The 13,059-nt window shown below is 75.0% G+C and carries 10 protein-coding genes and 1 pseudogene; 7 read left to right on the top strand and 4 right to left on the bottom strand.

Annotation, left to right across the window (positions count from 1 at the left end; genetic code table 11):
- The coding region (locus tag BUB17_RS28655; RefSeq protein ID WP_432416401.1) for a hypothetical protein at positions 1 to 160 on the bottom strand (160 nt) is incomplete at its 3' end.
- A 154-nt stretch (positions 161 to 314) separates the two neighbouring features.
- Positions 315 to 557: pseudogene (locus BUB17_RS28650) on the bottom strand (PEP/pyruvate-binding domain-containing protein); the annotation flags it as partial.
- 483 nt (positions 558 to 1,040) lie between these two features.
- On the opposite strand from BUB17_RS28650, the gene BUB17_RS22310 reads away from it, so the two are divergent.
- The 3 genes from BUB17_RS22310 (at position 1,041) to BUB17_RS22300 (ending at position 3,353) form a co-directional block, all read left to right on the top strand.
- Positions 1,041 to 2,138 (top strand): CPBP family glutamic-type intramembrane protease, encoded by a 1,098-nt coding sequence (locus tag BUB17_RS22310; protein ID WP_083606529.1) that lies wholly within the window; start codon positions 1,041 to 1,043, stop codon positions 2,136 to 2,138.
- A 172-nt stretch (positions 2,139 to 2,310) separates the two neighbouring features.
- Entirely contained in the window at positions 2,311 to 3,009 is a 699-nt protein-coding gene (locus BUB17_RS22305) for a DUF998 domain-containing protein (protein WP_141243152.1), read from the top strand.
- Positions 3,006 to 3,353 (top strand): hypothetical protein, encoded by a 348-nt coding sequence (locus BUB17_RS22300; RefSeq protein ID WP_141243151.1) that lies wholly within the window; start codon positions 3,006 to 3,008, stop codon positions 3,351 to 3,353. The genes BUB17_RS22305 and BUB17_RS22300 overlap by 4 nt, the downstream gene beginning before the upstream one ends.
- A 44-nt stretch (positions 3,354 to 3,397) precedes the next feature.
- On the opposite strand, the gene BUB17_RS22295 is transcribed toward BUB17_RS22300, so the two are convergent.
- Positions 3,398 to 5,827, bottom strand: coding sequence for a glycoside hydrolase family 65 protein (locus BUB17_RS22295; protein ID WP_072920862.1), 2,430 nt, complete (start codon positions 5,825 to 5,827; stop codon positions 3,398 to 3,400).
- Between the two features lie 162 nt (positions 5,828 to 5,989).
- On the opposite strand from BUB17_RS22295, the gene BUB17_RS22290 reads away from it, so the two are divergent.
- Positions 5,990 to 7,027 carry a zinc-binding dehydrogenase gene (locus tag BUB17_RS22290; protein WP_072920861.1) on the top strand — a complete coding sequence of 346 codons (1,038 nt, stop codon included), beginning with the start codon at positions 5,990 to 5,992 and terminating at the stop codon, positions 7,025 to 7,027.
- A 6-nt stretch (positions 7,028 to 7,033) separates the two neighbouring features.
- On the opposite strand, the gene BUB17_RS22285 is transcribed toward BUB17_RS22290, so the two are convergent.
- Positions 7,034 to 8,065 (bottom strand): TerC family protein, encoded by a 1,032-nt coding sequence (locus BUB17_RS22285; RefSeq protein WP_072920860.1) that lies wholly within the window; start codon positions 8,063 to 8,065, stop codon positions 7,034 to 7,036.
- Between the two features lie 175 nt (positions 8,066 to 8,240).
- Between BUB17_RS22285 and BUB17_RS27510 the strand changes: the two genes are divergently transcribed.
- The 3 genes from BUB17_RS27510 to BUB17_RS22270 all read left to right on the top strand — a co-directional run bounded on the left by BUB17_RS27510 (position 8,241) and on the right by BUB17_RS22270 (position 13,056).
- Positions 8,241 to 8,534: a helix-turn-helix transcriptional regulator gene (locus tag BUB17_RS27510; RefSeq protein WP_072920859.1), complete on the top strand. Its 294-nt coding sequence runs from the start codon at positions 8,241 to 8,243 to the stop codon at positions 8,532 to 8,534.
- 134 nt (positions 8,535 to 8,668) lie between these two features.
- Positions 8,669 to 10,390 (top strand): flavodoxin domain-containing protein, encoded by a 1,722-nt coding sequence (locus tag BUB17_RS22275; RefSeq protein WP_072920858.1) that lies wholly within the window; start codon positions 8,669 to 8,671, stop codon positions 10,388 to 10,390.
- The gene (locus tag BUB17_RS22270) at positions 10,387 to 13,056 is read left to right on the top strand and encodes a GNAT family N-acetyltransferase (protein ID WP_072920857.1); all 2,670 of its coding nucleotides are present in this window, start codon (positions 10,387 to 10,389) and stop codon (positions 13,054 to 13,056) included. Before BUB17_RS22275 ends, BUB17_RS22270 begins: the two co-directional genes overlap by 4 nt.
- Positions 13,057 to 13,059 lie beyond the last annotated feature (3 nt).

The following is a 13,059-nucleotide window of genomic DNA, read 5'->3' as shown; positions in this document are numbered from 1 at the left end:
CGGGCAGCCAGGCGCGCACCGCCTCGGTCTTGACCGCCGCCGGACCGGGCTTGATCGCCCGCCGTGGCGCCAAGCTGCCGGTCTGGCGGCGCAACCGCACGTACCGCTCGATGCTGGGCACCGACACACCGAACACCGATGACGCCTGCTCCCGGCTCATTCCGGCGTCCACTGCCGCCAGCAGCTTCTCCCGAAGATCCACCGAATACGCCCGCATGGCCCGGGCCGTACCCACCCATCAATTCACCCGACCACCGCTGTGAGGCGCCGGCCAGCGCGTCGGCGTCGCGGGCGTCGAGGTCTGCCGTGACCTGTTCGACGAGCGGGGCGAGGCCGGCGGATGCGACGAAGCGGCGGTAGCCCTCGGCGCCGACGACGAACCCGTCCGGGACCGGCAGGCCGGCCTGCCGCAGCCGGGCGAGGCTCGCGCCCTTGCCGCCGGCCCGGGCCAGGTCCGCCGAGCGCGGGTCGTCCAGCCAGGTGACCACCTCCAGCGGCACACCAGTCGCCCCGCGCGCGGGGGACGTCGCCTGGCGGACCAGGTGCGGCTCGGTCATGGCGTCGACTCCCTGTGACCCCGCGGATCCGTCGCCCCTCACGGTGGACGCCGCCGGCGCGAGGTCCACAGGGTCCGAGGTCCACTCCGTTCATGACCAGGTGCTCATCGCCAGCGCTGGCTGGTGTCGCGGGTCGAGTAGCCAGGTGTCGTGGCCGCCACCGCCAGGGGCCGGCCTCCAGCCCCTGGTTGGTCCTCGGCTGCAGGGGTCGCGCACGGGTCGCCGGCCGGTCCAGATCCGCGAGGGTCGGAGGTCCCGAACGGGCAGGATGCGGCGCGTGTCCGTGTCGGGACAGGCGCCCCTGCTCTTCCCTCCAGGCCGCCCCCAGGCTGGACGTGACACGGGAGGTGTCGCGATGGGCACGCACGTCCTCACGGGACTGTTCCTGGTCGGTCCGTTCGGGCCCCGGGTCCGAGCAGTGGGCGACGCCGAGGATGAACGCGTCGGTCGACCGGCCCAGCAGGTCGCGACGGGGATGGGGCGATGAGACCGTCGCCGCGGAGGACCCCCAGCTCCCAGTTCGCCACGGTCGCCGTGGACGGACAGCCACCGCGGTCTGCCGGCACGCCGGGGCAGCCTCGGCTGCGGCGCCACCTGCTGGCCGCCGTCTGGACGGTCTCCACCCTGGCGATCGGGGCGGTGGTCCTGACGTCAGGAGCCACCGGCCCGGAGTCGGTCGCGAAGACGCTGCTGGCCGTGCTCCTGCTCGGAGCCACCACCGCGGCCCTGCTGTCCTGGCTGGGCCGGCCGCCCGCTGAGGGGTTGCCGGGTGCTGCTCCTGTGACGGGGCGCGGTCGCCTGGCCGGGCTCGTGACCGTGGTGGGGCTGGTGCTCTTCCCCGCCGGTGTCGCCGGTGTGGTGGTGCTCGTCCCGCTGGCCGCGGTCGCGGCCGGAGTCCTGGTCCGGCTCCGACGGGAGGTGGACCGGCGGCAGGTCGGCTGGGCGCTGGTCCTCGGTCTGGTGGCCGCCGGCGGGGGAGTGCTGGACGGGGTGGCGCGCGGCAACGGCCCCGGGGTGCTGTTCGGCGCGTTCCAGCTGCCGCTCACGCTGGTGACCCTGCTGGCCGGCTGGGCGCTGGCGCGGCGGGCGGGATGGGTGCCGGCGGCCATCGGACCCAGCGTCGCGCTGACCGCGGGGCCGGCGCGCGGCGTGCGTGTCGCGGGCTGGGGGTTTCTGCTGGCGGTGCCGTGGGCCCTGGGCAACGTCGTCAACGGTCCCCTCGAGACCGACCACGTGACCAAGGGCTGGCAACCCGTCGCCGCGGCCCTCCAGCCCGGCGTCGCCGAGGAGGCGTGGGGGCGGGTCTTCCTCATCGCCGCGCTGTACGTGCTGTTCCGCCGGGTCGCCCGACCCGACACCGCCCTGCTCTGCGCGGCGCTGCTGGCCACCCTGTGGTTCGCCTTCCTGCACGCCCCGGCAGCTCCCCTCACCACGCTCTTCCTCGCCGCCCTCCACGTGCTGCCGATGACCTGGCTGTTCCTGCGTCGCGGGCTGGAAGCCGCGATCGGCTTCCACGTCTGCCTCGACCTGGTCCGGTACGCGGCCGCATACGCCGCCTTCATCGCGCTGTGGTCGAGCTGACGCACTGGTACCGCCCACGGTCCCCGCCTCGTGAGGGGGTCGCCGGCGGAGGGTCCCGCTGAGGTCCGAGGTCCACCAGGCCCGGGACCGTCGGTCCTGCCGGTGGACGGCATCCCGGGGACAGCCTGGTCACGACCAGGTGAGCGTCCAGCGGCAGACGAAGGAGCACCACATGACCACCATGCCCAGGCCGACCGACGGACAGGCCCCCGTCGTGGAGACCGCCCGGCCGGCCAGTCGGCCGCCGAGGGCCGGACGGGACCGCCGGGTCGCGGGCCTGCTGCTCTCGATCGCCGGCGTGGTGATCCTCATGGGGTCCATCACCGCCGAGGCGCTGCACCCGGGGCCCTACACGACCCATGCCGACACGCTCAGCCACCTGGGGGCGAGCGAGCCTCCGGACAGCGTGGTCGTGCAGCCCTCGGCGGGGATCTTCGACGGCACGGTGCTCGTCGCCGGAGCGCTCATCCTGCTGGGGGCGTGGTTCGCACACCGGGCTCTGCACCGGAGGGCCGTGACGGTGCCGATGGCGCTGCTGGGGCTCGGGGTCCTCGGTGTGGGGGTCTTCCCGCTGACGAACCCCGGGATGCACACCGTCTTCGCGATGCTGGCCTTCTACAGCGGCGGGGTCGCCGTGCTCCTGTCCGCCCGGGTCACGCCGTCGCCGTTCCGGCAGCTGTGGGCGGTGCTCGGCGTGGTCTCGTTGGTGGCCATCACCCTCGGCGTGTTCGCCCTGGACTGGGCGCCGGTGGCGGCGCTGGGCGAGGGCGGGATCGAGCGGTGGAACTCCTACCCGATCGTGCTGTGGCTCGTCGCCTTCGGCAGCCACCTGATCGCCACCGCTGCCGGCGATCCGGGGTCGGCTCGGTGAGTGGCGCAGGATGGAAGGCGCTGCACAGCGGCGGAGCAGGGCGCCGGCTGCCCGGCCTGGTGGCAGCCCTCAGCGCGGGCGTCGCCGCGGTCGGCCCGCTGCGGCGGGCGTCGGGTGACCCCGTGATGGTGCTCACCCCCCGCGGACAGGTGGCGCAGCTCGCCGGGGACGGGCTGTACCGCTTCGACACGGTGTTCACCGGCGCCAACAACGCCGCCGTCGACGCGGTCGTGCTCGCTCTCGGCATCCCGCTGGTGGCGCGGGCCTGGCTGCAGTACCGCGATGGTTCGCCGCGCGGGGCGCTGCTGATGACCGGCTCGCTGGGCTACCTGCTGTACGTCTAGTAGGCGGGCTGCCGTTGTGTCGACAGCGTGCGGCGAGCGCGGTGTCACGACCGCTCGGCGCGTCGGCGGCGCAGCCGGACCTCGAGCGTGCCGCGGGGGTCGACGCGGTAGGCGTCGTCCCGCACACGGAGGGGCAGGAGGGGGAGTCCGGGTCCGCCGCCGCCCACGGTCAGCGTCTGGTGGGTGATCGCCACCTCGACCTCGGGATGGTCGCGGTAGCGCAGCCGGAAGCGCATGCCGGTGAGTGCCTCGGGGAGATAGGGGTCGAAGCCGAGCGTGTCGTCCCGGGTCTGCAGTCCGGTGAACCCCCGCTGCAGGAGGTCGAGGGTCCCGGCCATCGCGCCGAGATGGATGCCCTCGCCGGTGGTCCCGCCCTGCACGTCGTCGACGTCGCTCTCCAGGGCCTCGAGGAAGTAGTCCCACGCCTGGGCTCGGTCGCTGCGGGCGAGGACCCAGGCGTGCACGACCCGGGAGAGCGTTGACCCGTGGCTCGTCCGGTCGAGGTAGTAGGCGACGGTGCGGGGGATCGTCGTCCGGTCGTGCGGATAGCCGAGCCGGTCCAGGACGGCGTAGAACTCGTCGGCGGTGAGCAGGTGGAACAGCATGAGGACGTCGGCCTGCTTGGACAGCTTGTAGCGGTTGGGTGAGTCCCCCTCGGCCTCGAGGATGCGGTCCAGCCGGCTGATGTCGCCGTACCGCTGGCGGTAGCCGGCCCAGTCGAACTCGGCTAGCTCCTCGTAGCCGCGGAACTGGCTGAGGATGCCGTCGGCGTGCCAGCACAGCCGCAGCCGGCGGCTGACGTGCTCCCAGCGCTGCAGGTCCTGCTCGCCGATCCCCAGCCCGTCGAGCAGTTCCCCGCGCCGGCCGGCCGGCAGCAGCTCGACGGAGTCCAGTGCCCGAATGAGGGTCCAGGCGGCCATGACGTTGGTGTAGGCGTTGTCGTCCAGGCCGGGCTCGGCGCGGTCGGGGAGGGCGTCGTGGTACTCGTCGGGCCCCATCACGCCGCAGATGTCGTACCGGTCGTCGACCGGGTCGTAGGTGGCCAGGTCGGCCCAGCAGGCCGCGATGTCCAGGATCATCTCGGCGCCGTGGTCGACGAGGAAGTCGAGGTCGCCGGTGGCCTCGTGGTAGCGCCAGGTGTTGTAGGCGACGGCGAGGCCGATGTGCCGCTGCAGGGCGGAGTTGTCCGGCAGCCAGCGGCCCGAGCGCGGGTTGAGGTGGACCGTCTGGGACTCCTCCCGGCCGGTCGACCCGCTCTGCCACGGGTACATCGCCCCGCGGGAGCCGGCCGCCCGGGCGGCGGCCCGGGCCTGCGGCAGCCGGCGCCACCGGTACAGCAGCATCGCCCGGGCCACGGCCGGCAGGCGGAGGACCAGGAAGGGCAGGACGAAGACCTCGTCCCAGAAGACGTGGCCGCGGTAGGCCTCACCGTGCAGACCGCGGGCCGGGATGCCGACGTCGAGGTCGACGCTGTGCGCGGAGACGGTCTGCAGCAGGTGGAAGACGTGCAGCCGCACAACGAGCGACGTACGGGGCGGGCCGTCGATCTCCACGTCGCACCGGCGCCACAGGTGTGCCCACGCACGGACGTGCCGGGCCAGGAGGGCGTCGAGGTCGGGGGCGCGGCGGACCTCCTGGAGGGCGGCCTCCCCGGGCTCGCCGATCGCCCGGTCGCGGGACGTGCACAGCGCCACGACCTTCTGCACCGTCAGCACCCGGCCCGGGGCCAGGTCCACGGCGAGGTCCTCGGCAGCCGTCCCCTCCTGGTCGGTGGTCCGGCGGTCGGGTGCCTGCTCCACGCCGTCCAGGAGCACGCGGTGGCGCGCGGCCAGTCCGACGCGTAGCCGCGACTGGACGGTCCGGACGACCAGTCCCAGCAGGCCGGAGCCGGACGTGCTCTCCTCCACGAGCAGGTGCTGCCCGGACAGCCCCCGGTACCGCGCGACGCCGCAGTTGGTGACCCGGCCGTCGAGCCCCGATCGCGCGGTCAGCCGGCCGGACCAGTTCTCCGCCACCACGGTGCACTCCAGCGCCGCCAGGAGCGGGTCGGCCATCGAGACCAGCCGCCGCTGCGCGACCCGCGTCCGGCGTCCCGCCGGGTCCTCGACGACGAAGCGTCGCGCGAGCACCCCCCGCCGCAGGTCGAGCTCCTGGACGTAGCCGGAGACGGTCAGGGCGCCCAGGTCCAGCCAGTCGCCGTCCTCGATGCGGAGGGTGAGGGACTGCCAGTCGGGCAGGTTGACGATGCTCTCGTTCGCCACCGTCCGCCCGGCGGCGTGGTCGACCCGCCGGTCGACCACGCCGGCGGCGTAGGTGCCCGGGTAGTGCACGCCGTCGGCGCGGGACTCCGGCGCGGCGGCCCGGGTGGCGAACCGGCCGTTGCCCAGCGCGCACAGGCTCTCCCGCAGCGCCTCGGCAGCGGGGTCGAACCCCTCGTACCGCAGCACCCAGCGGCTTTCCGGCGGAGGGGTCATCGGCCTGCTCCCGTCTGGCCTGGCCACTCCGCCGGACCACCGTCACCGTCCCGGTGGCTCCCCGTGTCCGGAACGGACCTCCGACCCCTTCCGTGGGGCCGACCGGATGTGGTGGCGGGAGGTGTCGGCGGCGTGCACTGGCTCCGGACCCGAGGAGGAGTGATGAAGGCGCTGGTGTACTACGGCCCGGGCAAGCGGTCGTGGGAGGACGTCGCCGACCCGGTGATCCAGGACGCCGAGGACGTCGTCGTCCGGGTCGACGGCTTCACCATCTGCGGTACGGACCTGCACATCCTGCGGGGCGACGTACCCGAGGTGACGCCGGGCCGCGTGCTCGGGCACGAGGCCGTGGGCACCGTCCTCGAGGCCGGCGCGGGTGTCCGGACCGTGCGGCCCGGTGACCGGGTGCTCCTCTCGTGCATCACGTCCTGCGGCCGCTGCCGGTTCTGCCACGAGGGGCGCTACGGGCAGTGCCTGGGCGGGGGCGGCTGGGTGCTGGGCCACCTGATCGACGGCGTGCAGGCCGAGGCGGTGCGGATCCCGTTGGCCGACGGCTCGGTGCACCGGCTGCCCGATGAGGTGCCGGTCGAGGCGGCGCTGATGCTCGCCGACGTCCTGCCCACCTCCTACGAGGTCGGCGCCGTCAACGGCGGCGTCCGCCCCGGGGACACGGTGGTCGTGGTGGGCGCGGGCCCGATCGGTCTCGGCGCCGTGCAGTCGGCCCGGCTGTACGGCCCGTTGCAGACGATCGTCGTGGACCCGGTGGCCGCCCGGCGGGAGGCCGCGCTGGCCTTCGGCGCCGACCGGGTGCTGTCCCCGGACGACGGCGTCGTGGCCGCGGTGCGGGAGCTGTCCGACGGGCTGGGTGCCAACGTGGCGATCGAGGCCGTCGGCGTCCCCGCCACGTTCGACCTGGCGGTCGCGGTGGTGCGTCCTGGCGGCCGGGTCGCCAACGTCGGCGTGCACGGGAAGCCGACGACACTGCACCTCGAGGATCTGTGGCCCCGCGACGTCACCATCACCACCGGGCTGGTGGACACACACTCGACGCCGATGCTCCTGCGCATGCTCCGGGCGGGACGGCTGGACGCCGGCCGGCTGGTCACCCACCGGTTCGGCTTCGACCAGGTGCCCGAGGCCTACGACCTGTTCGACGACCCGGTGGCCTCCGGGGCGCTCAAGGTCGCCGTCCTGCGCTGACGACGGTCAACGGGCGGCCCCGGCCGGGTCACGGCGTCGGCGCCGGAGGGGCTCGAGTCCCGCGACCTCGTCCTCGGAGGCGATCCGGAACGGCGCGGCGGCCGGGGTCTGCACGGCCCGGCGACCCTGGCCGCGGGTGGCCCGGAGGCTCGCGGCGATCGAGACGCCGAGGATGGTGGCGATGACCGCCAGGCTGACGGTGGTCGGGATGTAGTAGACGTCGATCTTGAGCAGCATCTTGACGCCCACCCACATGAGCACCAGCGCCAGGCCCGCCTTGAGGTACACGAAGCGGTGGATCAGGTCGGCGAGCAGGAAGTACATCGCCCGCAGGCCCAGGACGGCGAAGGCGTTGGCGGTGAAGACGAGGAACGGCTCGTCGGTGACGGCGAAGATCGCCGGGATCGAGTCGACTGCGAAGACCACGTCGGTGACCTCGACGAGGACCAGCACGGCGAGCAGCGGGGTGGCCAGCAGGACGCCGTCGCGCCGGATGAGGAACCGCTGCCCGTGGTAGGCGTCGGTCATCGGCACGTACCGGCGGAACAGCCGCAGCGTCCGCGACTGCTGCGGGTCGATGTGCTGGTCGCGCTGCCGCAGCATCCGCCAGCCGGTGAACAGCAGGAACGCGGCGAACAGGTAGAGCACCCACCCGAAGCTCTCGATGAGCGCTGCGCCGCCGGCGATGAACAGGCCGCGCAGCACGAGCGCGCCGAGCACGCCGAGGAAGAGCACCCGGTGCTGGTACTCCCGGGGCACGGCGAAGAAGGTGAGGATGACCGCCCACACGAAGACGTTGTCGACGGCGAGCGACTTCTCGATCAGGTAGCCGGCGTAGTACTGCTGGCCGAGCTCGGCGCCGTAGGCCCACCAGACCCAGGCGCCGAACCCGACGCCGATGACCACCCACACCGCCGACCACGCGGCGGCCTCGCGCACGCCGATGACGTGCGCGCGGCGGTGGGCGAACAGATCGACGGCGAGCATGCCGACGATGAGGCCGAGCGCGGCGAGCCACAGCGAGAGAGGGGCGTCCACGAAGGTCTCCGATCGCGATTCCGACCGGAGGTCTCTCCCGGCGCCACGTCGGGCGCCCGCTCCGCCGGACCCCACCCATCGGGGCCGTAGTGACGTCGGCAGCGCTGGGGGATACTCCCCTCCTGAAACGAGTGAAGCAGAATTCATCTGTCCATGCCACCGGGAGGAGGATGTCGTGACCGACGGGCGCCGTCCGCCCTGGACGTTCCTCACCAACCACGGGCACGTCCTGCTCGCTGTCGCCGCGGACCCGGACGTCCGGGTGGGAGAGGTCGCCGAGCGGGTCGGGATCACCCAGCGGTCGACGCTGTCGATCCTGCGGGACCTGGAGGACGCCGGCTACCTGGTCCGCAGCCGTCACGGCCGGCGCACCCACTACGAGCTGCAGCCGCACCGGCCCTTCCGGCACCCGAGCACGGCCCACCGGGAGGTCGACGAGCTGATCGCCGTCTTCGCCTCCGACGACTGAGTCCGTCCACGGCCAGGCGTGCGGCACGGCGCCGGAAGGTCATCAGGGATCGGGACCTCCGACCTCATCGCCCCGGCCGCTGGCGGTGCCAGCCTGGTCCTGCGTTCCGCCGACCCTCGAAGGGGTTACCGACCATGACGTCGTCCCGGCTCCCCGGCGGACCCCTGGTCCTGTCCCTGAACGTCGGCTCCAGTTCGCTCAAGGCGGCGGTGCGCGACCCGGCGCTGCGGTTGCGGATGGACGTCGCCGGCCTCGACCGGGGCGCCGGGCGCGTCACCGTGGACGTGCCCGGCTCGCCTCCCGAGGACGCCGGTCGCTGCACCGGGTGGGACGACGTCCTCGCCGTGGTCGCTGCGGCCCTCACCCGGCACGGTCTGCGGCCCGGCGTCGTGGCACACCGGATCGTCCACGGCAGCCCGGTGCTGCGCGAGGCAGCCCCCGCCCGCGACGCCCTGCTCGCCCGCCTCCGCGCCGAGGCCGAGCTCGACCCGCTGCACCTGCCGCGGCAGCTGGACGTCGTCGACCAGGCGTGCCGCCAGTGGCCGCAGGCGCGGGTGGTGCTCGTCCCGGACAGCGGCTTCCACGACCGACTGCCCGACGAGGCCGTCACCCTGCCGCTGCCGGCGGACGCCCGCGGTGCCGGGCTGCGCCGATGGGGGTTTCACGGCCTGGCGGTGCAGAGCGTCGTCGACCTGCTGCCCGGCCTCGGGCGCGCCGTGGTCGTCCACCTGGGCAGCGGGTGCAGCGTCACCGCGGTCGACTCCGGAACACCCCGGCACACGACCATGGCGCTCAGCCCCGCCGGAGGCGTGCCGTCGCTGACCCGCAGCGGCGACCTCGATCCGGAGGTCGTCCTGCGGCTGGTGGAGCGCGAGGGCTCGACGGTGGCCGTGCGCGACCTGCTCAACCGGCGATCGGGTATCTCCGGGCTGTCCGGCGGCCGGACCGACCTGCAGGTCCTCCTCGACGCCGGGGATGCGGCGGCCGACCTGGCCCTGCGGGTCTTCGTCCGGGACGTCGCGATGGCCGTCGCCGCCTGCGTGACCACCCTGGACGGCTGGGACTCGCTCGTGTTCACCGGGGGCATCGGGGTGCACTCGTCCGAGGTGCGTGAACGGGTCTGCGCCCGGTTGCTGGCCCTGCGGCCCGGCACCGCGCGGCAGCTCGGGTCGCCGAGCGAGCGGCTCGTGGCGACGGGGCTGCGCGTGCTCGCCGTCCCCGTGGACGAGGAGGCCGTCATGGACCGGCTCGCCCGGGTGGCGGACGTCCGGGAGACACACCGTCCCGACGTTCCGAGCTCGACCGATCGACCGGGAGGCCATGACGCAGGGCACCCACGCCGGGGTCGGGTGCTGGTCGCGGTCGCGAGCCGGCACGGGGGGACCAGGGGCGTCGCGGAGGCGGTGGCCGACGGGATCCGGCAGGCCGGGAGTGCGCAGGTCGACGTCCGGGCTGCCGGCGACGTGGACTCGGTCCGGGACTTCGACGCCGTCGTGATCGGCAGCGCCGTCTACCACGGGCACTGGCTCGCCGAGGCCCGCGAGTTCGTCCTGCGCTGCGCCATCGACCTGTGGGACCGGCCGGTCTGGGCGTTCTCCAGCGGCCCGGTCGGGACGCCGGCCCGGCCCCCCGAGGAGCTCCTGGACGTCGGCGAGATGCTCACCCTGACGCGGTGCCAGGAGCACCGGCTGTTCCCCGGGCGGCTCGACCGGTCCCTCCTGCGCCTGCCCGAGCGGGCCGTCGTCACGGCGCTGCGCGCCCCCGAGGGTGACTTCCGGGACCTGGCGGCGGCCACGGCCTGGGGCACTGCCATCGGTGCCTTTCTGGTCACCTCGTCCCGGGCGGGGGACCGGTGACCACCAGCACATCCCCGCCCCGGACCGCCCGCCGGGGCGTCGGCGTCGCCCGGCCGGCGCGCGTGCTGCTGCGCGACGGGACCCCCGCCGTTCTCGTGGCACTCGGCCCGGAGGACGTGCCGGAGCTGCTGGACCTGCACGAGCGGCTGCCCGACCGGGACCGCTACCTCCGCTTCGCGACCCTGCACCCCAGCGACCTCGAGGGGTACGTGCGCCGGACGGTGGACCCGGCGACGGGCGCGGTGTCCCTCGGTGCCCGCGTCCGAGGGCGGCTGGTCGGCGTCGTCCAGCTGCTCCCGCTGGGCGGCGAGGTCGCCGAGGCCGCCGCGGTGGTGGACCCCGCGGTACGGCACACGGGCGTCGCCACCGTCCTCCTCGAGCAGCTCGCCGTCACCGCCGGGCGGATGGGCATCTCCCGCCTGCTCGCCATGGTGCTCGCCGGGAACGGGCCGATGATCCGGGTGCTGCACGACCTCGGGTTGCCGCTGGACGTGCGCCGGGAGGGCACGACGCTGCGGATCGAGGTGGCGCTGCACCCGGGCGGCCGGTACCGGGACGTCGCCGAGGAGCGGCACCGGACGGCGGCGGCCGCCGGCCTCCGGGCGGTGCTCCGGCCTCGATCGGTCGCCGTCGTGGGTGCCGGCCGGAGGGAGACGTCGGTCGGCCGGGCGGTGCTGCGCAGCCTGCGCGCGGCCGGGTTCCCCGGTGAGGTGTCCGCCGTGAACCCGCACGCGGGAGTCATCGAGGACGTCCCGTGTCACCCCTCGGTGCGGGACCTTCCGTCCACGGTCGACCTCGCCGTCGTCTGCGTGCCCGCCTCGGCGGTGCCCGACGTGGTCGAGCAGTGCGGCGAACGGGGGGTCCGGGCGCTGCTGGTCGTCTCGGGCGGGCTCGACCGCGTCCCCGGAGCGGCCGACCGGGTCCGTGACCTGACCGGCAGCTCCGGGATGCGGATGGTCGGCCCCAACAGCCTGGGGGTGTCTGCGCCCGGACCTCCGGCGTTCCTCGACGCGACCTTCACCGGGCTGCGTATCCCGGCCGGTGACATCGGCGTGGTCACGCAGTCCGGTGGCATCGCGCTCGCTGCGATCCCCGCGCTGGGAGGGCTGGGGCTCGGGCTGTCGGCGATGGTGTCCGTCGGGGAGGCCGCCGACGTCGGTGCTCGTGACCTGCTCGCCTGGTTCGACGAGTTCCCCGGGACGCGGGTGGCCGTCGTGTATGCCGAGTCCGAGCCCGACCTGCGGGGCCTGGTCGGTACGGCCGCCCACCTGGGGGCACGGGTGCCGATCGTGGCCCTGGAGTCCGGCACGACCCGGGCGGGGGCGCGAGCCGCCGCATCGCACACGGCGCGGGCGGCGACGCCCCGGGCGGTCCGGGAGGCGGCCTACGCCTCGGCCGGTATCCAGTCGGTGCCCGACCTCACGGCGCTCACCGCCGCGGTCGGCCTGCTCCGCGGCCAGCCCCTGCCCGGCCCCGGGACGGTCGCCGTCCTGACCAACGTGGGCGGGGGAGGAGTGCTGGCCGCCGATGCCTGCGTGTCCGCCGGGCTGGCCGTCGACCCGCTGCCCGAGCCGCTGCAGGCCCGGCTGCGGACCGTGCTGCCTCTGCTGGCGAGCACGGGCAACCCGGTGGACGCCGGCGCCGCCGTGTCGCCCGGTGCCTTCGCGGCGGCCCTGTCCTGCCTGCTCGAGGACTCCGCCGTCTCCGCCGTGGTGACGGTGACGGCGCCGACGGCGGTCAGCGACCCGGCACCCGGCGTTGCCGACGCGGCCGCGACCCACGGCGAGAGCACTCCCGTGGTCGACGTCCGGCTCGGCCGGGCGACCGCGGTGGAACGGGTGGAGCTGCCGGACCCGGGCCGCTTCCTCGTCTCGGTCGCCGATCCCGCGACGGCCGCGCACGCCCTCGCCGTCGTCGCCCGCCGGGCGGCCTGGCTGGCCCGCCCGGCTGCGGTCGCGGCCGCCCCGCCCGGCGTGGACGTCCGCGCCGCGCGAGCCGTCGTCACCGGCGTCCTGGACCGGGCGCCGCAGGGTGACTGGCTGCTCCCCGCCGAGGTGGCCGGGCTCTGCGCGGCCGCGGCCCTGCCGATGGTCCCGACGCACTGGGCCCCCACGGCCGCGGAGGCCGGGGCGGCCGCGGCGCGACTACGCGGGCCGGTCGCGGTGAAGGGAGTGGTCCGCGGGGTGCCGCACAAGGCCGACGCCGGGCTGCTCCGCCTCCCGGTGACCGGTGCGCGCGAGGTCGCCGGCGTGGTCGCCGAGTGGGTGCAGCGCAGCGGGCAGGACTGGCTCGGCGCGGTTGTGCAGCCCGTGGTCGAACCGGGGGACGAGCTGCTGGTGGGCGCGGTCCACGACCCGGCGGCCGGTGCGGTGGTCGCGCTCGGCCCCGGCGGCCGGGCCGCGGACGCGCTGGGCCACCGGGTGCACCGGCTGGCGCCGCTCACCGATGCCGACGCCGCGGAGATGCTGGCCGCCACCGGACTGTTCGACACCCCGCACGGCAGGTCGCTGGACCGCGCCGGGATCGCCGACTGCCTGCGCCGGGTGGCCTGGCTGGCCGACGCGCTCCCCGAGGTGGCCGAGGTCGACGTCAACCCGCTGGTGGTGGGCACGCGCCGGTGCACGGCGCTCGACGTGCGGGTCCGGGTGGGTGCCGCCGGCGGGTGACGG

This window comes from Geodermatophilus obscurus (assembly GCF_900143215.1).
GTDB classification, from domain to species: domain Bacteria; phylum Actinomycetota; class Actinomycetes; order Mycobacteriales; family Geodermatophilaceae; genus Geodermatophilus; species Geodermatophilus obscurus_A.
The sequence above is the reverse complement of the archived record's forward strand: the minus strand, read 5'-3'. Positions and strand labels throughout refer to the sequence as shown.

Bases quoted from the DNA above. Each gene is read 5' to 3' on its own strand.
- BUB17_RS22275 (WP_072920858.1), top strand. From the start codon at position 8,669: ATGACGTCGTCCCGGCTCCCCGGCGGACCCCTGGTCCTGTCCCTGAAC.
- BUB17_RS22290 (WP_072920861.1), top strand. From the start codon at position 5,990: ATGAAGGCGCTGGTGTACTACGGCCCGGGCAAGCGGTCGTGGGAGGAC.
- BUB17_RS22295 (WP_072920862.1), bottom strand. From the start codon at position 5,827: ATGACCCCTCCGCCGGAAAGCCGCTGGGTGCTGCGGTACGAGGGGTTC.
- BUB17_RS22310 (WP_083606529.1), top strand. From the start codon at position 1,041: ATGAGACCGTCGCCGCGGAGGACCCCCAGCTCCCAGTTCGCCACGGTC.
- BUB17_RS22305 (WP_141243152.1), top strand. From the start codon at position 2,311: ATGACCACCATGCCCAGGCCGACCGACGGACAGGCCCCCGTCGTGGAG.